Consider the following 18156-nt stretch of genomic DNA (forward strand, 5'->3'; position numbering starts at 1 on the left):
GTTGGTCGGCGCGTCAGGCCGTGGCGGCCGCCTCGACCAGGCCCATTTCGTCGCTGGACATCAGGCGGTCGATGTCCACCAGGATCAGCATCCGCTCGTCCAGCGTGCCCAGCCCGATCAGGTAGTCCGCGTCCAAGACCGAGCCCATCTCCGGCGCCGGCTTGATCTGCTCCGCCGTGAGCGTGATCACGTCCGACACGCTGTCCACCACCATGCCCACCACGCGCCCACCGATGTTCAGCACGATCACCACCGTGAACTGGTCGTACGTCGGGTCGCCCAGCTTGAACTTGATGCGCATGTCGATGATCGGAACGATGATCCCGCGCAGGTTCACCACCCCCTTGATGTAGTCCGGTGCATTGGCAATGCGCGTCACCGCGTCGTAGCCGCGCAGCTCCTGCACCTTCTGGATGTCGATGCCGTATTCCTCTTCGCCCAGCTTGAAGGTCACGACCTCCAGGCGGGCGGTGCCCGCGGCGGCGGACGATGCCGAGGCGGCTTGTTTCAGTGGGTCTTTGGCCTTGTTGAGCATGATGATCTTCTCCGGGTTGAATCTGTTGTGTGTGTGTGTCTGTGTGGGTTCGGGTGGCGGCTGAGGCGGTCTGGGGCTTCAGGCCACTTCGGCAACTTCGGCTACCTGGCCCGCGTCGGCGCGGAACACCCGCACCGCCTTCACCAGGCCGTCGGCCTGTTCCTGCAGCAGCTGGGCCGTGGCCGAGGCCTCTTCCACCAGCGCCGCGTTCTGTTGCGTGACCTGGTCCATCTGCGAGATGGCCTGGTTGATCTGTTCGATGCCGGACGTTTGCTCCTGGCTCGCGGTGGTGATCTCGCCCATGATGTCGGTCACGCGGCGCACGCTGCCCACGATCTCTTCCATGGTGCGGCCCGCTTCGGCCACCTGCTTGCTGCCGGCCTCGACCTTCTGCACCGAGTCGCCGATGAGCGTCTTGATTTCCTTGGCCGCCGAGGCCGAGCGCTGCGCGAGGTTGCGCACTTCCGACGCGACCACCGCAAAGCCCTTGCCCTGCTCGCCGGCGCGCGCGGCTTCGACCGCCGCGTTCAGCGCGAGGATGTTGGTCTGGAAGGCGATGCCGTCGATGACACCGATGATGTCGACGATCTTTTTCGACGAGGCGTTGATCGAGCCCATGGTGTCGACCACCTGGGACACCACGCTGCCGCCCTTCACCGCCACTTCCGAGGCGGACACGGCCAGCTGGTTGGCTTGCCGCGCGTTGTCGGCGTTCTGCTTCACCGTCGAAGTCAGTTCTTCCATCGACGCCGCCGTCTGCTCCAGCGAGCTGGCTTGCTGTTCGGTGCGCGAAGACAGGTCTTCGTTGCCCGAGGCGATCTGGGTCGATGCCGACATGACGCCTGCCACGTTCTCGCCCACGTCCGAGACGATGGCGAACAGGTTGGCGCTCATCTGGTTCAGCGCGCGCAGCAGCCCGGTGATCTCGTCGCCGCGCCGGATCTCGAAGCGCGCCAGGTCACCCCCGGCGATGGAACGCGCCACGTGCACGGCCTCGTCCAGCGGGCGGAACACGGTGCGGGCCAGGAACTGGCCCAGCCCCAGCCATGCGAGCGCGAAGCCCGTGCCGCCCGCGGCGAGCGCGCCGGGCAGCCAGCTGTGCGCGCCGGCCGCGGCCACCATGCGCGAGGCTTCGTTCCAGCCCGCGGCGCCCAGGCCCAGCGACAGCACCGCCGCCACGGTGGTCGCGCCGAACACGCGCTGGCGCACTGGAATGCGGCGCAGCCGCGCCATCGGGTTGCGCCAGCCGCGCGGCACCACCTCGCCCTGCACGATCTCGATGTTCTTGCCGCCGCCTTCGCGCAGGCGGGCGTACAGCGCATCGGCCTCGGCCACTTCGTTGCGGCCCGGCTTGCTGCGCACCGACATGTAGCCCTGCACGCGGCCGTTGCGCCGAACGGGCGTGACGTTGGCCAGCACCCAGTAGAAGTCGCCGTTCTGCCGCCGGTTCTTCACCAGGCCGGTCCACGGCAGGCCCTGGCCCAGCGAGAGCCACATGTCGGCGAAGGCCTCGGGCGGCATGTCGGGGTGGCGCACGATGTTGTGCGCCTTGCCCATGAGGTCGCCCACCGCGAAGCCGCTGGCTTCGACGAAGGCGGGGTTGACGTAGGTGATGCGGCCCTTCAGGTCGGTGCGGGACACCAGGGCTGCGCCTGGCGGGAGTTCGTATTCGACGCCGGTGATGGGCAGGTTGACACGCATGATGCTGCTTGCTTCTCTCTCAGATCGGTTCAGGTCAGGTCAGGTCAGGTCAGGGCAGGTTGCGTGGTGCCGAGGCGGAACACGCCCACGACCTCGGACAGGCTGCCTGCCTGCTCCTGCAACGACTGCGCGGCGGCCGAAGCCTCTTCCACCAGCGCTGCGTTTTGTTGGGTGACCTGGTCCATCTGCGTGATGGCCTGGTTGATCTGCTCGATGCCCGAGGTCTGTTCCTGGCTGGCCGCGGTGATCTCGCCCATGATGTCCGTCACGCGGCGCACGCTGCCCACGATCTCGTCCATGGTGCGGCCCGCTTCGGCCACCTGCTTGCTGCCTTCCGCGACCTTCTCGACCGAGTCGCCGATGAGCGTCTTGATTTCCTTGGCGGCGGCTGCAGAGCGTTGCGCGAGGCTGCGAACTTCGGATGCGACCACTGCGAAGCCGCGGCCTTGTTCACCTGCACGAGCGGCTTCCACAGCCGCGTTGAGCGCGAGGATGTTGGTCTGGAACGCGATGCCGTCGATGACACCGATGATGTCGACGATCTTCTTCGACGACGCGTTGATCGAGCCCATCGTGTCGACCACTTGCGAGACCACGCTGCCGCCCTTCACAGCCACTTCCGAAGCCGACACCGCCAGCTGGTTGGCTTGCCGCGCGTTGTCCGCGTTCTGCTTCACCGTCGAGGTCAGCTCTTCCATCGAAGCCGCCGTCTGCTCCAGCGAGCTGGCCTGCTCTTCGGTGCGCGAAGACAGGTCCTGGTTGCCCGCCGCGATCTGGCCCGAGGCCGTGGCGATGGTGTCGCTCGAATCCTTGATCTTCCCGACGATCGAGGTCAGCTGCGCCTGCATCTGCTTGATGGAGTGCAGCAGGCTGCCGTCGTGCGCGGTGTCGGCCTCGACCGCCAGCGACAGGTCGCCATTGGCGATGCGGCCCACCACGTCGGCGGCGTACTGCGGCTCGCCGCCCAGTTGCCGGCCCATCAGGCGCGCGACCACCAGGCCCAACCCCACGCTGATCGCGATGCCCGCCAGCGCGAGCACCAGCATCATCAGCCGCGAGGTCTTGTAGATGTCGTCGGCCTGCTCGGCGCGCACGCGCGCGAGCTCCTTGCTGTACGCGACCATGCCCTTGAGCACGTCTTCCAGACCGCGCGATTCCTTCAGGAGGCGCGTGCTGTCCTCGCTCACCTGGTTGTCGAACTGCGAGCTGTCCAGCGGCTGCTTGTTGACCAGCGCCACGAAGTCGCTCATGCGCTTTTCCAGCGGGCCGGCCAGGCTTTCATACTGGCCCCAGAGCTTGATGCCCTCTTCGCTCTCCTGGAAGAACGACCTGACCTCCGACGCGCGCGAAGCCAGGCTTTCCAGCGAGGCCTTGAGTTCGTTCGCGCCCGCGTTGCGCTCGCCGCGCGTGCCGGCCGACAGCAGCGTCATCTGCGCGCGGCTGGCGTACAGCAGGTGGATGTTGGCTTCCTGCACGGCCTGCAGCGCGTGCAGCTCGTTCGCGTAGAGCTGTTCGGTGGAGGCGCTGATGCGCCCCATGTGATAGATGCCGAGCGCGCTGACCGCCGCGCCTATCGCCGCCACCACGAGAAAGCTGAGGATCAACCGAACGGTGACGCGAAGATTCTGGAACCACTGCATTGTCTGTTCTCCCTTTTTATAGTGCTGGTGCTGAAATTTGCGACAGCGATTGCGATGAATGGCGCGACTGCGCGGCAACGGCGTTGCCGTCCAGGCGGAACACGCCCACCACCTGCGACAGGCTGCCCGCCTGCTCCTGCATGGACTGCGCGGCGGCCGAGGCCTCTTCCACCAGCGCCGCGTTCTGTTGCGTCGCCTGGTCCATCTGCGTGATGGCCTGGTTGATCTGCTCGATGCCCGAGGTCTGCTCCTGGCTTGCCGCGGTGATCTCGCCCATGATGTCCGTCACGCGGCGCACGCTGCTCACGATTTCTTCCATCGTGCGGCCGGCTTCGGCGACCTGCTTGCTGCCCTCTTCGACCTTCTCGACCGAGTCGCCGATGAGCGTCTTGATTTCCTTGGCGGCCGCGGCCGAGCGTTGGGCCAGGCTGCGAACTTCGGAGGCGACGACCGCGAAGCCGCGGCCTTGCTCGCCCGCGCGAGCCGCTTCCACAGCGGCGTTCAGCGCGAGGATGTTGGTCTGGAACGCGATGCCGTCGATGACGCCGATGATGTCCACGATCTTTTTCGACGAGGCGTTGATCGAGCCCATGGTGTCCACGACCTGGGACACGACGTTGCCGCCCTTCACTGCAACTTCAGAAGCGGACACGGCCAGCTGGTTGGCTTGCCGCGCGTTGTCGGCGTTCTGCTTCACCGTCGAGGTCAGCTCTTCCATCGAAGCCGCGGTCTGCTCCAGCGAACTGGCCTGCTGCTCGGTGCGCGCGGACAGGTCCTGGTTGCCGGAGGCGATCTGGCTGGAGGCGGTGGCGATGGTGTCGGTGCCCATGCGCACCTCGCCCACCACCTTCGCCAAGCTGGCGTTCATTTCGCGCAGCGCGTGCATCAGCTGGCCGGCCTCGTCGCGGCTCTCGACCACGATGCGGGCGCTCAGGTCGCCCGCGGCCACGGTTTCCGCCACCGTCACGGCATGGCCCAGCGGGCGCACGATGCCCAGCGTGAGGCGCCAGGCGAACAGCGCGCCCAGCACCAGCGCAATGGCGGCCAGCACCAGCAGCGTGGTGCGCCCGGTCAGGAAATCGGCGTCGATGCCCTTGGCGGTGGCATCGATCTTCTCGCGCTGGTGCTTGGCCAGCGCCTCGACCGCGCCGCTGTACACGGCCAGCGCGTCGGTGAACTTGGTGTCGACCAGCGTGTTGGCCTCGGCCTGCTGGCCGCCGGCCTTGAGCTTGTTGAGCACGCCCACGGTCTCGAGCACCACCGCGCGCGACGCCGCCACCTTGGCGTACAGCGCCTTCTCCTCGGGCGTGTCGAGCATCGACTCCAGCTTCTTCTGCGCCGGGCTGATGCGGGCCGAGCCTTCGGCCTGGGTCTTGGCGAAGTAGGCCGCAATCTGCGGATCGGTGGTCTTCACCATCGCGAAGTTGGCCACCGTGTTGGAGCGCAGGTTGGCCAGCCACTCGGTGGCCAGCCGCTCTTTCACCAGCGACTGCGACACCATGTCGTCCGTGGCCTTGCCCACGTTGGTGAGCCGCACCACGCCGGTGCCCGCAATGAGTGCCATCAGCAGCAGCATCACCGTGAAGCCGAGGCCCAGGCGGGTGCCGATTTTCAGATCCTTCAAACTCATTGCGCGCTTCCTTCAATAACGGGGGATGGGTCCACCCTCTGTTATCGGCATCAGGTCGCCAGACTTGAGACCTTTTTTCTCAAAACTCCGTCCAGTCGCCCTTGGCGTCGCCCGCCATGGCCAATTGCGGGGCCGTGGAGGCCCGGCGCTGGGCCGGCAGCGCCTTCGACGCGGCCTGTGCCGCGGGCCTGCCATGCTTCGTGACCGGTGCGATGGGCTTGATGGGGGTGATGCGCGTGAAGCCGGGGCGCGCGGGCGCCGCGGGCTGGTCGCCCAGCTTGAACACGCTCACGGCCTTCACCAGGCTGCCGGCCTGTTCCTGCAGCGACTGGGCCGCTGCGGAGGCTTCTTCCACCAAGGCGGCGTTCTGCTGCGTGACCTGGTCCATCTGCGAGATGGCGAGGTTGATCTGTTCGATGCCCGAGGTCTGTTCCTGGCTCGCGGCGGTGATCTCGCCCATGATGTCCGTCACGCGGCGCACGCTGCCGACAATTTCGTCCATCGTGCGACCGGCTTCTTCGACCTGCTTGCTGCCGGCCTCGACCTTCTCGACCGAGTCGCCGATGAGCGTCTTGATTTCCTTGGCGGCTGCCGCCGAGCGTTGCGCGAGGCTGCGCACTTCGGAGGCGACGACTGCGAAGCCGCGGCCTTGTTCACCGGCACGCGCCGCTTCCACCGCGGCGTTCAGCGCGAGGATGTTGGTCTGGAACGCGATGCCGTCGATGACGCCGATGATGTCCACGATCTTCTTGGACGACGCGTCGATGGAGCCCATCGTGTCCACGACCTGCGACACCACGCTGCCGCCCTTCATCGCGACTTCCGAGGCCGACACGGCCAGCTGGTTGGCCTGGCGTGCGTTGTCCGCGTTCTGCTTCACGGTGCTCGTGAGCTCTTCCATCGAGGCGGCGGTTTCTTCCAGCGAGCTGGCCTGCTCCTCGGTGCGCGAAGACAGGTCCTGGTTGCCCGAGGCGATCTGGCTGGACGCCGTGGCGATGGTGTCGGTGCCCGTGCGCACTTCGCGCACGATGCGCACCAGGCTTTCGTTCATGGCCTTCAGCGCGGCCATGAGGCGGCCGGTTTCGTCCTTCGAGTGCACGTCGATGCGCGAGCTGATGTCGCCCGCAGCCACCTTCTCGGCCACTTCCACGGCCTGGCCGATGGGGCCGGTGATGGTGCGCGTGATGAACCACGCAATGGCCGCGCCCAGCAGCACCGCCAGCGCGCCCAGCGAGAGCATCAGCGTGCGTGCCCAGGCATAGCCGTCGCGGGCCTGTACGCTGGCGGCCTCGGAAAGCCGGTCTTCGTGCGCCGCCAGGTTGTCCAGCTCCACGATCACGGCCTTCACGGCCGGCTGGAACTTGGTGATGAAGAGCATCGTCGCTTCGTCGTTCTTGTTCTGCAGCGCGAACTCCGACAGCGCCGTGTTCAGCGGCACCAGCACGGCCACCTTCTCGTCGATGGCGACCAGCAGCGTCTTGCCCGCGGGCGTGACCAGCAGCTTGGCCAGCTGGGCGCGCGAGTCGGTGTAGCGGTCGCGCGCCGAGGTGATCTTCTTGCTTTCTTCGCGCATGGCCGCGTCGTCGCTCAGCAGGATGAGGTTGCTGTCGAAGATGGCGATGTCGCGTATCGCGTCCATCATGCGATTGACCGCGGCCACCTTCACGTTGTTGCTGCCCACGATGCCTTCCAGGCGCGACTGCATGCCGCCCATGGCATCGATGCCCAGGCCGACCAGCCCGGCCAGCAGCAGGAGCACCGCGGCAAAGCCGATGCCGAGACGGGTGCCGATCTTGAGATTGAGGAGTGATTTCATGAAAAGGGTCAGGAGTCGCTAGCTTTGAAATTCTTGAAGACGCGGTCCAGCCGCTGGGCCACCAGCTCGGCGTCGCGCACCGAGCGCGCCAGGGAGCGCGTGATGCGCCAGGCCACGAGCACGCCCGTGAGCAGCGCGATCACCGCCAGCGCGAACACCGCGTGGCGGGCCCACTCGTAGCCGGCGCCGGCCTTGAAGCCGAGGCTGAGCGCGCCGGCCAGCATGAACAGGAGAATGGAAAAGCCGACACCTGTACGCAGGGCGCGCTTGGGACTGAGACGATTGCGCACGAAGTTCTTCAGGCCGCCTGGGCATCGGTTTCATCGGCGTCGAGCTTGAACGTGCTCACGGCCCTCACCAGGTTGTCGGCCTGCTCCTGCAGGGACTGTGCGGCGGCGGAGGCCTGCTCCACCAGCGCGGCGTTCTGTTGCGTGACCTGGTCCATCTGCGAGATGGCCTGGTTGATCTGCTCGATGCCCGAGGTCTGTTCCTGGCTCGCCGAGGTGATCTCGCCCATGATGTCCGTCACGCGGCGCACGCTGCCCACGATCTCGTCCATGGTGCGGCCCGCTTCGGCCACCTGCTTGCTGCCTTCTTCGACCTTCTCCACCGAGTCGCCGATGAGGGTCTTGATTTCCTTGGCCGCCGAGGCCGAGCGCTGCGCCAGGCTGCGCACTTCCGACGCGACCACCGCGAAGCCCTTGCCTTGTTCCCCGGCACGTGCGGCTTCCACCGCGGCGTTCAGCGCGAGGATGTTGGTCTGGAACGCGATGCCGTCGATGACGCCGATGATGTCCACGATCTTTTTCGACGAGGCATTGATCGAGCCCATGGTGCCCACGACCTGCGACACCACGCTGCCGCCCTTCACGGCCACTTCCGATGCGGACACGGCCAGCTGGTTGGCTTGCCGTGCGTTGTCCGCGTTCTGCTTCACGGTGCTCGTGAGTTCTTCCATCGACGCCGCGGTCTGTTCCAGCGAACTGGCCTGCTGCTCGGTGCGCGAAGACAGGTCTTCGTTGCCGGCCGCGATCTGGCGCGAGGCCACCGCGATCGAATCGGTGGAGGCCTTGATGCGCGTCACCAGCTCGGTGAGCGTGTCTTCCATGTCGCCCATGCCGCGCAGCAGGCGGCCGAAGTCGCCGCCGCGCTCGGTCTCGAAGTCCTTGCTCAGGTCGCCGGAGGCCACGGTCTCGGCAATCAGCAGCGCCTCGCCGATGGGCGCGACGATGCTGCGCGTGAGCGCCCACGCAATCACCCCGCCCGCCACCAGCGAGAACATGGTGAGCGTGATGACGTAGACGCGGCCCGAGCGGTACTGCGTGTCGATGTCGGCCGCGGTGCGGTCGATGTCCTGCTGCTGCTGCGCCACCATGGCGCGAATGCTCGCGTCGTAGGCGTCCAGCGCCGACAGCAGCTGGGTGTCGGTGAGCTGGGCGGCCTCTTCGCCCTTGCCGTCGGCCTTGAGCTTGAGGATGCGGTTGCGCAGCTCGACGTAGTCGCCGCGCTTCTTCTTGATGTCAGCGCTCAGCGCCAGCTCGGCGGGCGTGTCGAGCATGTCCTCGAGCTTCTTCTGCGTCTCGCTGATGGCGGCGCTGGTGGCCGTGATGTTCTTCTGCAGGTAGGCCTGCACGGCGGGGTCGTTGCTCTTGAGCAGCGAGAAGGTGCGCACGCTGTTGGTGCTGGTGCCCAGCTGCCAGGCCGCGGCCAGCCGCTCCTTGACCAGCGAGCGCTTGGCCATCTCGTCGGTGGCCTCGCCCACGTGCTGCAGCCGCAGCACCGCGATGCCCGAGGTGATGAGCACCAGGGCCAGCACCAGCGCAAAGCCGGCGCCCAGGCGCCGGCCGACGTTCCAATTCTTCATGTGTCTCTTTCCTCGCGGACCCTGTGTCTTTGTTGTTCTGTCTCAGGCCGAGATCTTTGCGATCACGCCCATGTCGTCGCTGGACATCAGGCGGTCGATGTCCACCAAAATCAGCATCCGCTCGTCCAGCGTGCCCAGCCCGATCAGGTAGTCCGCGTCCAGCACCGAGCCCATCTCCGGCGCCGGCTTGATCTGCTCCGCCGTCAGCGTGATCACGTCCGACACGCTGTCCACCACCATGCCCACCACGCGGCCACCGATGTTCAGCACGATCACCACCGTGAACTGGTCGTACGTCGGGTCGCCCAGCTTGAACTTGATGCGCATGTCGATGATCGGAACGATGATCCCGCGCAGGTTCACCACCCCCTTGATGTAGTCCGGCGCATTGGCGATGCGCGTCACCGCGTCGTAGCCGCGCAGCTCCTGCACCTTCTGGATGTCGATGCCGTATTCCTCTTCGCCCAGCTTGAAGGTCACGACCTCCAGGCGGGCGGTGCCCGCGGCGGCATGGATCTGTGTCTGCTGCAGCTGCTTGTGGGCGGTGCCCGCGATGTCTGTCATGGAATTTCCTTCGAGGGTGGGCCGCGCGCGGCTCAACCGAACTTCTGCATGATGCGAACCAGCTTCTCGCCGTACTTCGGATCGGTCGCGTAGCCCGCGCGCTGCAGGCCGTGCGCCGCCGCGGCCGGGTCGTCGGTGGCCAGCACGTTGGCGTAGCGCGGGTTGCGCGTGATGAACTGCGCGTAGTCGGTGAAGGCCTCTTCATACGAGCCGTAGGCGCGGAACTTGGCGCGCACCTTCTGCGGTTCGCCGTCGACGTACTCGGTGGTGGTGGTTTCCACCGTGGCGCCCTTCCAGCTCTTGTCGGCCTTGATGCCGAACAGGTTGAAGCTCTGCGTGCCGTCGTCGGCGCGGATCTCTCGCTTGCCCCAGCCCGACTCCAGCGCGGCCTGCGCCAGGATGAGCGGCGCGGGCACGCCGCTGGCGGTGCTGGCCGCCTGCGCGGAAGCGCCCATGCGGCCCACGAAGTCGTCGACCTTGCCCTGCAGCGAGGCGTCGCCACCCCCAGCGCTTCGGCGGTCGCTGTTGAACTGGTACACGCTCAGGTCGGCCTGCGTGCCCGTGCGGCCGGGGGGCGCGGAGCCCAGCGGAATGCCCGCGTTGGGCGCGTAGGGGAAGCCGCCGCGCGGCTCCAGCGACATCGGCTTGGTGCCGATGGCCGCGTCGGCCTCGAAGTCGGTGGGGCCCGAGGGGAGCTGGCGGCGCAGCTGCGCGAGCATGGACTCGGCCAGGCCCACGCCGCGCCCCGAGAGGTTCTGCGTGAGCTGCTGGTCGAACATCGACATGTAGACCTTCTGGTCCTGGCTGTCGAGCAGGCCGCTGGAGGGCGTGGCCTCGCGCATGCTCTTGAGCACCATGTTCATGAACAGGGCCTCGAACTGGCGCGAGACCTGCTGCAGGCCTTCTTCGGGCGTGGTGCGCACGGTGCGGCGCAAAGCGTCCACGCCCTGCACGTCGAGGGCGAAGCGCTGGTCGAGCGCGCCGGTGCGGCTGGCCGCGTCGGCGCCGTTCCAGGCGCCGGTGGCAGAAACGGTCATGGCGGGGTCGTCCTCAGATGATTTCCAGCTCGGCGCTCAGGGCGCCGGCCGACTTCATGGCCTGCAGGATCGACACCAGGTCCTGCGGGTTCGCGCCCAGGGCATTCAGGCCCTTGACCACGTCCGACAGCGAGGCGCCGCCGCGCACCATCTGGAGCGCGCCGCCACCCTGGTTCACCGAGATCTGCGAGGTCTGCGCCACCACCGTGCTGCCGCCCGAGAGCGCGCCCGGCTGGCTGACCACCGGCTCGGTGTTGATCACCACCGACAGGTTGCCGTGCGCGATGGCGCAGTCCTTCACGCGCACGGCCTGGTTCATGACCACCGAGCCGGTGCGTGCGTTGACCACCACGCGGGCGCTGGCCTGCGTGGGCGTGACCTCGAGGTCTTCCAGCCGCGCGAGGAAGCCCACGCGCTGCTGTGGCTCGGGTGCGCGCACGCGGATGGCGCGCGCGTCGATGGCCTCGGCCGTGCCCGGGCCGAACTGCCGGTTGATGGCGTCCACCGCGCGCTGCGTGGTGCCGAAGTCGGAGCGCATCAGCTCGATGGCGAAAGTGCCTTCGGCGCCCACCGGTGCTTCCACCGTGCGCTCCACCAAGGCGCCGGCCGGAATGCGGCCCGAGCTCAGCTGGTTGATCTGCACCTTGCTGCCGTTGGCCGCGGCGCCCGCGCCGCCGACCACCATGTTGCCCTGCGCCACCGCGTAGGTCGCGCCGTCGACGCCTTTCAGCGGGGTCATCAGCAGCGTGCCGCCGCGCAGGCTCTTGGCATTGCCCATGGAGGACACGGTGACGTCGATGTTCTGCCCCGGCCGCGCGAACGAAGGGAGCGTGGCCGTCACCATCACCGCCGCCACGTTCTTCAGCTGCATGTTCACGCCTTGCGGAATCGTGATGCCCAGCTGCTGCAGCATGTTGTTCAGGCTTTGCGTGGTGAACGGCGTCTGCATGGTCTGGTCGCCGGTGCCGTCCAGGCCCACCATCAGGCCGTAGCCGATGAGCGGGTTGTCGCGCACGCCCTGGATGGTGGCGAGCTCCTTGAGCCGCTCGGCATGCACGGGTGCGAGGCACAGCGTGCCGAGCACCGCGAGGGCCGCGGTGCGCAGGAGCGCAGAGGTGCGTGAAGCCAGGATATTTTTCATGTTCAGAAGGGCATGACGTTGAGGAAGATGCGTTGCATCCAGCCCATCGTCTGTGCCTCGTCGATGTAGCCCTTGGCCGAGTACTCGATGCGCGCATCGGCCACCAGCGTGGAGGGCACGGTGTTGTTGCCCGAGACGGTGCGCGGGTTGACCACGCCCGAGAACCGGATGTACTCGGTGCCCTGGTTGATGCCCATCTGCTTCTCGCCGCTCACCAGCAGGTTGCCGTTGCCCATCACGTCCGTCACGGTGACCGTGATCACGCCGTTGAAGGTGTTGTTGGCATTGGCGCCGCCCTTGGCGGTGAGCGTGTTGGTGCCGCTGAGCTTGGTGTCCTGCCCGTCGAGCAGGCCGCCGATGAGCTTGGGAATGGCCGCGAACACGCTGGCGGTGCTGCCCGCGCGGCTGGCGTTCGCGCCGGAATTCTTGGTGGCGTTGACCTTCTCGCTGATGAGAATGGTCAGAATGTCGCCCACGTTGCGCGGCCGGCGGTCCTCGAACAGCGCGTTGGCGCCGGGGCCGTCCTGGAAGATGGCGCCGGGGGCGCGGCGCGGTTGCAGCGCCGCGTAGTTTTCGGCGCGCGCCGTCATCGGCTGGTGCACCAGCGGCTCGCGCGGCACCTGCGCGCAGCCCGCGCCCAGCGCGGCCCATGCGGCAAGGGACACCAGCAGCATCGCGCGAGAGCGCGCGATGCCACCCAGGCGATGAAGAAGACGCACGCCGCTCATCACATCTGCGCCAGGCGTTGCAGCATCTGGTCGGAGGTCTGCACGGCCTTGCTGTTGATTTCGTACGAACGCTGGGTGGCGATCATGTTCACCAGCTCTTCCACCACGTTCACGTTCGAGGCTTCCACGTAGCCCTGGCTCAGCGTGCCCGCGCCGTCCACGCCGGGGTTCACCTGGTTGGGCGCGCCCGATGCGTCGGTTTCGGCGTAGAGGTTCTCGCCCTTGCTTTCCAGGCCGGTGGGGTTCATGAAGGTGGCGAGCTGGAGCTGGCCGACCTGCACGGTGTTGGTGCTGCCCGCCTGCACGACCGACACGATGCCGTCGCGGCCCACGGTGATGCTGGTGGCGTTGGCCGGAATGGTGATGGCCGGCTGCACCGGAAAGCCGCTGGCCGTGACCAGCTGGCCGTCGCGGTCCTTCTGGAACGAGCCGTCGCGGGTGTACGAGGTGGTGCCGTCGGGCATCAGCACCTGGAAGAAGCCGCCGCCGTTGATGGCCACGTCGGTCGGCTTGTCGGTCTTGGTGAGGTTGCCTTGCGAGTGGATGCGCTCGGTGGCGACCACGTGCACGCCGGTACCCACCTGCAGGCCCGAAGGCAGGCGGGTCTGGTCGGACGACTGGCCGCCGCTCTGGCGCAGGTTTTGATAGACCAGGTCTTCGAACACGGCGCGGCTGCGCTTGAAGCCGGTGGTGCCGACGTTGGCCAGGTTGTTGGAGACCACGTCGAGCTGCGTCTGCTGCGCGTCGAGGCCGGTCTTGGCGATGTAGAGGGAGCGAATCATTGGAGGGAAATCCTGTGGATGTATGGCGTGCGGGTCTGCACTTCGGTGTCGGGGCGGCTGCGGCGGCGCGGCCGCATCAGCCGTACGACAGCAGCTTGTTGGCCGACTGCGCGTTGATGTCCGCGCTTTGCAGCGACTTCATCTGCATCTCGAAGCTGCGCGCGTTGGAAATCATGGCCACCATGGCCTCGACCGGGTTCACGTTGCTGCCTTCGATGGCGCCGCTGACCAGCGTGACGGCCTCGTCGGCCTCGGCCGGCTGCTGGCCCGCGCGCATGCGAAAGAGCCCGTCGTCGCCGCGCTCCAGATTGGCCGTGGGCGGGTTCACCAGCTTCAGGCGGCCCACCTCGGCAATGCCGGTGAGCGTGCCCGAGGCCGGGTCGCGCGCCGCGACCAGGCCGTTGGAGGCGATGGTCAGCGACGAGCCGGGCGGCACCGTCATGGCACCGTTGTCGCCCACCACCGGGCGTCCGCCCATGGTGGTGAGCTGGCCGTCGGCGCCGATCTGCAGGTTGCCCACGCGGGTGTAGGCCTCGCCGCCGTCGGGCGTCTGCACCACCAGCCAGCCGGAGCCGCTCACGGCCACGTCGAGCGAGCGGCCGGTCTCGGTGATGGGGCCGTGGGAAAAGTCGGCGCCGGGCGTGGTGGCGGCCACGAAGGCGCGCGTTTGCGCCTCCGCGCCGACCACGGGCACGGCCCGGAAGTTGGCAATCTGCGCACGGAAGCCTGGCGTCGAGACGTTCGCCATGTTGTTGGCGACCGAGGCCTGCTGCTCCATGACCTGCTTGGCGCCGCTCATGGCGACGTACAACATGCGATCCACTGGGTGTTCCTGGTGTCGGTCGTTCAGTGGCGGCGCATCAGCGGATGTTCATCAGCGTCTGCATGACCTGGTCCTGCGTCTTCACGGTCTGCGCATTGGCCTGGTAGTTGCGCTGCGCGACGATCAGGTTCACCAGCTCGGACGTGAGGTCGACGTTCGACGACTCCAGCGCGCCCGCCTGCAGCGAACCCAGCTTGGTGCCCTCGCCCGGCGTGCCGGTGAGCGCGGTGCCCGAGGCCAGCGTCTCGGCCCACACGTTGTTGCCCTTGGGCTCCAGGCCGTTGGGGTTGGCGAACGACGACAGCACGACCTGGCCCAGCAGCTGGGTCTGTTCGTTGGAGAACTTGCCGGTGAGGGTGCCGTCGGGGTTGACCGAGAACGAGGTCAGCTCGCCCGAGCGGTAGCCGTCCTGCGCGAGCTTGCTCATGCCGTTGGCCGAGCCGAACTGGGTGGTGCCCGACAGGTCGACCTTGGCGCTCAGCGGCGCGGCGCCGTTGGTGAAGGTGATGGGGCCGATGTTCAGCGCGCCGCTGGCCGGGGCGGTCATCTTGCCGCTGGAGTCGAAGGTCAGCGTGCTCAGCGCGGCGCCGCCGCTCAGCGGTGCGCCGTCGGAGGTGCCGTACATGTTCCAGGTGTTGGCCGGCGTGGCCGCCTTCACGAAGTACACCGCCACGTCGTGCGGGTTGCCCAGCGAGTCGTACACGGGGCCCACGGCGTTGGAGTAGTTGTAGGTGTCGGAGTCGGCCGAGTTGAACGGCGTCTTGGTGGGCGTCGCCAGGCGTGCGTCGAGGTTGAACTCGGCCTTCACGTTGGTGGTGGCCTTGGGCGTCATGGGCGCGGTCGGGATCTGGATGGCCGAGGGCGTGCCGCCGTTGATGGTGCCGTTGGCGTTCACGCCGTAGCCCGTGAGGCGCAGGCCCTGGGTGTTGACGATGTAGCCGTCCTTGTCGCGCGTGAACTGGCCGTTGCGCGAGTACATGACCTCGCCGGTTTCGCTGGTCAGGCGGTAGAAGCCGTCGCCGTTCAGGATGGCCACGTCCAGCGGGCGGCTGCTGGTCTGCGTCACGCCCTGCGTGAAGTTCTGCGTCACGCCGGCCACCGAGGCACCCAGGCCGATGCGCGACCCCGCGTACACGTCCTGGAAGGTGGCGGCGGCCGACTTGAAGCCGATGGTGCTCGAGTTGGCAATGTTGTTGCCGATGACGTCGAGGTTCGCGGCGGCCACGCCGAGCCCGCTGATGCCCTGGGAAAAAGCCATGATGTTTCCTTGATTGGTTTGCGTTGGATGCGGTGAATGACTCAGAGGAACAGGCGCACGTCGGACAGGCCGATGTTGTTGCCCGAAGACAGCTCCAGCGTGACGCCGCCGGTGCCCTGCTTGACGGCGGCCACCTGCGAGAACGTGAGCGCGGTGGCCTTCACGGCCGAGCCGCCGTTGGTGGCGTCCACGGTGAACTGGTAGGCGCCCGCGGGCACCACGTTGCCGGCGTCGTCCTTGCCGTCCCAGGTGACGGCGTTGACGCCTTCCTTCATGGAGCCTGCGTTGATGGTGCGCACCACGTTGCCCGAGGCGTCGACGATCTTGATGTCGACGTTGGCGGCGGTGCCGGGCAGCTCCACGGCGAAGGCCTGCGTGGCCGGGTCCTTGCCGTCCTCTGGCTTCTTGGTGGTGAGCACGTCGCCCGGCGACAGCACGTTGTAGCCGATGAGCGAGGCCGACTGCAGCACCTGGTTGGAGCCGGTCTGGCTCACCAGGCCCGACAGCGTGGTGTTGAGTTTCTCGATGCCGCTCACGGTGCTCATCTGCGCGAGCTGCGAGGTGAGCTCGGCGTTCTGCATCGGGTTGAGCGGGTCCTGGTTGTTCAGCTGCGTGACCAGCAGCTTGAGAAAGCGCTGCTCGCTGTCTTCGTTGCTGACGCTGGTGTTGCTGCTGCCGGCGGCGCTGGTGGCGTTCTGCCCGGTGATGGACGAGGTGTCGGAGATGGCCATGGCGTTGGGGTTTCTTTGGAAGAAGAGAAAGGTTTACTGGCCGAGGGTGAGCGTCTTCACCATCAGCGTCTTGGCCGTGTTGAGCACCTCGACGTTGGCCTGGTAGCTGCGCGAGGCCGAGATCATGTTGGTCATTTCCTCGACCACGTTGACGTTGGGCATGGCCACGTAGCCTTCGGTGTTGGCGTGCGGGCTCTTGGGGTCGAACACCATGCGCGGGGGCGAGGGGTCTTCCACCACGCCGGCCACGCGCACGCCGCCGATGTTCTGCATGCCCGAGGGAGCAACCTCGAACACCACCTGCTTGGCGCGGTACGGCATGCCGTCGGGGCCGGCCACGCTCTCGGCGTTGGCCATGTTGCTGGCGGTCACGTTCATGCGCTGCGACTGCGCGGTCATGGCGGAACCCGCCACGTTGAAGATGTTCATGGATGTGCTGTTGAAGGGCATGGGGTGCGTCCTGTGTGTCCTGCGGGGTTTACGGAGCGACCGCCGACAGCAGCGACTTGATCTTGGCGTTGAGCACCGTGAGGTTCGACTCGTAGCGCAGCGCGTTGTCCGCGAAGGCGATGCGCTCGACGTCCATCTCGACCGTGTTGCCGTCGATGCTCGACTGGTTGGGCGTGCGGTAGAGCAGGTCCTTGTCGGACGCGGCCTGGGCCTGGCCCTCGATGTGGCGCGCCGAGGTGGTGGCCATGGACATCGATTGCGAGGAGCGCCCGCGCTCCACGGCGTCGCTCAGCCGGGCGCTGAAGTCGAAGTCGCGCGCCTTGTAGTTGGGCGTGTCGGCGTGCGCGATGTTGGCCGCAATCACCTCCTGGCGTTCCGCCCGGAGGTTGAGGGCTTCGCGGTTGAAGCGAAGCGCCGCATCCAGCTTGTCGATCATCTGAGTTCCATCTGTTGAAGCGTCGCGTTCGCGCATGGCGTGGCGACAGATGGAAAGCGAGTCTATGCATGAGCCGCTTTTGCAATCGTTCGAACAAAGGGGGTTTTGTGGTGCTGCTCGCACCTTCGATCCGGGGGCGAATTTCTAGAATTTGCGGGCGGCGGCTTGTGCCCTCCAGGGCATCCGTGCCGCAGCCCGAGCCCCTTTCCAACACATTCGATGAACCTCCTGAAGCTCCGCGAGCGCCTGCCGCGCACCACGCCGGCGCGGCAGCCGGCCTTGCTGCCGGCCCTGCTGCTGACTGTCTGCTGCGCGGCGCCCGCGTGGGCACAGGAGGCCGTGCATGAAGGCGCGCAGAACTCCCCCCCCACCGCCGCGTCGATCGCCGCGGCCGAGCTCGCCATCGCCAGGTACCTGCAGGTGCAGACCGCCGGCCTGCCGGGCAAGGTGACGATCCGCCTGGAAGGCCGCGGCACCTCCGCCCTGCCCGCCTGCGACAACCCCGAGGTCTTCCTGCCGCCGGGCGCCTCGCCGTGGGGCCGGGTGTCGGTGGGCGTGCGCTGCCAGACCGAACGGCCCTGGATGCGCTATGTGCAGGCCCACGTCGCGGTGGAAGGCAGCTACTTCGTGGCCGCGCGCGCCATCGACGCGGGCCGGCCGCTGGCCGCGGGCGACTACAGCGAGCGCACCGGCGACCTGTCGCGCCTGCCGCGCTCGGTGATCACCAGCGCGGCCGAGCTGGCCGGGGTGGTCGCGTCCAACCGCATCGCGCCGGGCGCGCCGCTGCGCAAGGAGCTGGTGCGCGGCGTGACCGTGATCCAGCAGGGCCAGGCCGTGAAGGTGGTGGCCCAGGGCCAGGGCTTCGTGGTCAGCACCGACGCCAAGGCCCTGAGCGGGGCCACGGTGGGCGCCGTGGTGCAGGCCAAGACGCAGGACGGGCGGCTGGTCAGCGGCATCGCCGACATGCAGGGGCAGATCCAGCTGGCCCAGTGAACCGGCCGGCCCGCGACGTTCTGCCGT

At 67.4% G+C, this 18156-nt stretch carries 18 protein-coding genes; 1 reads left to right on the top strand and 17 read right to left on the bottom strand.

Translation table 11 applies throughout. The features are described 5' to 3' along the window. Positions 1 to 13 precede the first annotated feature (13 nt). The 17 genes from AB6807_RS22350 to flgB form a co-directional block, all read right to left on the bottom strand. On the bottom strand, positions 14 to 535 hold the full coding sequence (locus tag AB6807_RS22350; RefSeq protein ID WP_371086274.1) for a chemotaxis protein CheW: 522 nt from the start codon (positions 533 to 535) through the stop codon (positions 14 to 16). Positions 536 to 613: 78 nt separating this feature from the next. Further along, positions 614 to 2236, bottom strand: coding sequence for a methyl-accepting chemotaxis protein (locus AB6807_RS22355; protein ID WP_371086275.1), 1623 nt, complete (start codon positions 2234 to 2236; stop codon positions 614 to 616). A gap of 44 nt (positions 2237 to 2280) precedes the next feature. Continuing rightward, positions 2281 to 3876, bottom strand: coding sequence for a methyl-accepting chemotaxis protein (locus AB6807_RS22360; RefSeq protein ID WP_371086276.1), 1596 nt, complete (start codon positions 3874 to 3876; stop codon positions 2281 to 2283). Positions 3877 to 3892: 16 nt separating this feature from the next. Beyond that, positions 3893 to 5506, bottom strand: coding sequence for a methyl-accepting chemotaxis protein (locus AB6807_RS22365; protein ID WP_116910953.1), 1614 nt, complete (start codon positions 5504 to 5506; stop codon positions 3893 to 3895). Positions 5507 to 5585: 79 nt separating this feature from the next. Further along, positions 5586 to 7322, bottom strand: coding sequence for a methyl-accepting chemotaxis protein (locus AB6807_RS22370; protein ID WP_371086277.1), 1737 nt, complete (start codon positions 7320 to 7322; stop codon positions 5586 to 5588). Positions 7323 to 7330: 8 nt separating this feature from the next. Further along, positions 7331 to 7612: a hypothetical protein gene (locus AB6807_RS22375; protein WP_116910951.1), complete on the bottom strand. Its 282-nt coding sequence runs from the start codon at positions 7610 to 7612 to the stop codon at positions 7331 to 7333. Between the two features lie 8 nt (positions 7613 to 7620). Continuing rightward, positions 7621 to 9186, bottom strand: a complete 1566-nt coding sequence (locus AB6807_RS22380; RefSeq protein WP_116910950.1) for a methyl-accepting chemotaxis protein — start codon at positions 9184 to 9186, stop codon at positions 7621 to 7623. A 42-nt stretch (positions 9187 to 9228) separates the two neighbouring features. Next, entirely contained in the window at positions 9229 to 9750 is a 522-nt protein-coding gene (locus AB6807_RS22385) for a chemotaxis protein CheW (protein WP_371086278.1), read from the bottom strand. Positions 9751 to 9782: 32 nt separating this feature from the next. Next, positions 9783 to 10787 carry a flagellar assembly peptidoglycan hydrolase FlgJ gene (gene flgJ / locus AB6807_RS22390; protein ID WP_371086279.1) on the bottom strand — a complete coding sequence of 335 codons (1005 nt, stop codon included), beginning with the start codon at positions 10785 to 10787 and terminating at the stop codon, positions 9783 to 9785. A gap of 13 nt (positions 10788 to 10800) precedes the next feature. Next, positions 10801 to 11928 carry a flagellar basal body P-ring protein FlgI gene (locus tag AB6807_RS22395; RefSeq protein WP_286516372.1) on the bottom strand — a complete coding sequence of 376 codons (1128 nt, stop codon included), beginning with the start codon at positions 11926 to 11928 and terminating at the stop codon, positions 10801 to 10803. 2 nt (positions 11929 to 11930) lie between these two features. Further along, on the bottom strand, positions 11931 to 12656 hold the full coding sequence (locus AB6807_RS22400) for a flagellar basal body L-ring protein FlgH (protein ID WP_116910948.1): 726 nt from the start codon (positions 12654 to 12656) through the stop codon (positions 11931 to 11933). Continuing rightward, positions 12656 to 13438 carry a flagellar basal-body rod protein FlgG gene (gene flgG / locus AB6807_RS22405; RefSeq protein WP_116910947.1) on the bottom strand — a complete coding sequence of 261 codons (783 nt, stop codon included), beginning with the start codon at positions 13436 to 13438 and terminating at the stop codon, positions 12656 to 12658. Before flgG ends, AB6807_RS22400 begins: the two co-directional genes overlap by 1 nt. A gap of 76 nt (positions 13439 to 13514) precedes the next feature. Then, entirely contained in the window at positions 13515 to 14261 is a 747-nt protein-coding gene (flgF, locus tag AB6807_RS22410) for a flagellar basal-body rod protein FlgF (RefSeq protein WP_116910946.1), read from the bottom strand. Between the two features lie 37 nt (positions 14262 to 14298). Further along, positions 14299 to 15519: a flagellar hook protein FlgE gene (gene flgE / locus AB6807_RS22415; protein ID WP_116910945.1), complete on the bottom strand. Its 1221-nt coding sequence runs from the start codon at positions 15517 to 15519 to the stop codon at positions 14299 to 14301. A gap of 41 nt (positions 15520 to 15560) precedes the next feature. Continuing rightward, entirely contained in the window at positions 15561 to 16250 is a 690-nt protein-coding gene (locus AB6807_RS22420) for a flagellar hook assembly protein FlgD (protein WP_371086280.1), read from the bottom strand. Between the two features lie 33 nt (positions 16251 to 16283). Next, on the bottom strand, positions 16284 to 16700 hold the full coding sequence (flgC, locus tag AB6807_RS22425) for a flagellar basal body rod protein FlgC (RefSeq protein WP_116910943.1): 417 nt from the start codon (positions 16698 to 16700) through the stop codon (positions 16284 to 16286). Between the two features lie 28 nt (positions 16701 to 16728). After that, the gene (flgB, locus tag AB6807_RS22430; protein WP_116910942.1) at positions 16729 to 17136 is read right to left on the bottom strand and encodes a flagellar basal body rod protein FlgB; all 408 of its coding nucleotides are present in this window, start codon (positions 17134 to 17136) and stop codon (positions 16729 to 16731) included. Between the two features lie 219 nt (positions 17137 to 17355). Between flgB and flgA the strand changes: the two genes are divergently transcribed. Next, positions 17356 to 18129: a flagellar basal body P-ring formation chaperone FlgA gene (gene flgA, locus AB6807_RS22435; protein ID WP_371086281.1), complete on the top strand. Its 774-nt coding sequence runs from the start codon at positions 17356 to 17358 to the stop codon at positions 18127 to 18129. The last annotated feature ends 27 nt before the right edge of the window (positions 18130 to 18156 follow it).

The sequence above is a fragment of the Variovorax sp. RCC_210 genome (assembly GCF_041355175.1).
In the GTDB taxonomy this organism is placed as follows: domain Bacteria; phylum Pseudomonadota; class Gammaproteobacteria; order Burkholderiales; family Burkholderiaceae_C; genus Variovorax.

Coding starts and splice junctions, on each gene's coding strand:
- flgE (WP_116910945.1), bottom strand. CDS start 15,519: ATGGCTTTTTCCCAGGGCATCAGCGGGCTCGGCGTGGCCGCCGCGAAC.
- AB6807_RS22380 (WP_116910950.1), bottom strand. CDS start 9,186: ATGAAGAATTGGAACGTCGGCCGGCGCCTGGGCGCCGGCTTTGCGCTG.
- flgA (WP_371086281.1), top strand. CDS start 17,356: ATGAACCTCCTGAAGCTCCGCGAGCGCCTGCCGCGCACCACGCCGGCG.
- AB6807_RS22355 (WP_371086275.1), bottom strand. CDS start 2,236: ATGCGTGTCAACCTGCCCATCACCGGCGTCGAATACGAACTCCCGCCA.
- flgB (WP_116910942.1), bottom strand. CDS start 17,136: ATGATCGACAAGCTGGATGCGGCGCTTCGCTTCAACCGCGAAGCCCTC.
- AB6807_RS22365 (WP_116910953.1), bottom strand. CDS start 5,506: ATGAGTTTGAAGGATCTGAAAATCGGCACCCGCCTGGGCCTCGGCTTC.
- flgJ (WP_371086279.1), bottom strand. CDS start 10,787: ATGACCGTTTCTGCCACCGGCGCCTGGAACGGCGCCGACGCGGCCAGC.
- AB6807_RS22360 (WP_371086276.1), bottom strand. CDS start 3,876: ATGCAGTGGTTCCAGAATCTTCGCGTCACCGTTCGGTTGATCCTCAGC.
- AB6807_RS22385 (WP_371086278.1), bottom strand. CDS start 9,750: ATGACAGACATCGCGGGCACCGCCCACAAGCAGCTGCAGCAGACACAG.
- AB6807_RS22400 (WP_116910948.1), bottom strand. CDS start 12,656: ATGAGCGGCGTGCGTCTTCTTCATCGCCTGGGTGGCATCGCGCGCTCT.
- flgC (WP_116910943.1), bottom strand. CDS start 16,700: ATGCCCTTCAACAGCACATCCATGAACATCTTCAACGTGGCGGGTTCC.
- AB6807_RS22370 (WP_371086277.1), bottom strand. CDS start 7,322: ATGAAATCACTCCTCAATCTCAAGATCGGCACCCGTCTCGGCATCGGC.
- flgG (WP_116910947.1), bottom strand. CDS start 13,438: ATGATTCGCTCCCTCTACATCGCCAAGACCGGCCTCGACGCGCAGCAG.
- AB6807_RS22350 (WP_371086274.1), bottom strand. CDS start 535: ATGCTCAACAAGGCCAAAGACCCACTGAAACAAGCCGCCTCGGCATCG.
- AB6807_RS22395 (WP_286516372.1), bottom strand. CDS start 11,928: ATGAAAAATATCCTGGCTTCACGCACCTCTGCGCTCCTGCGCACCGCG.
- AB6807_RS22420 (WP_371086280.1), bottom strand. CDS start 16,250: ATGGCCATCTCCGACACCTCGTCCATCACCGGGCAGAACGCCACCAGC.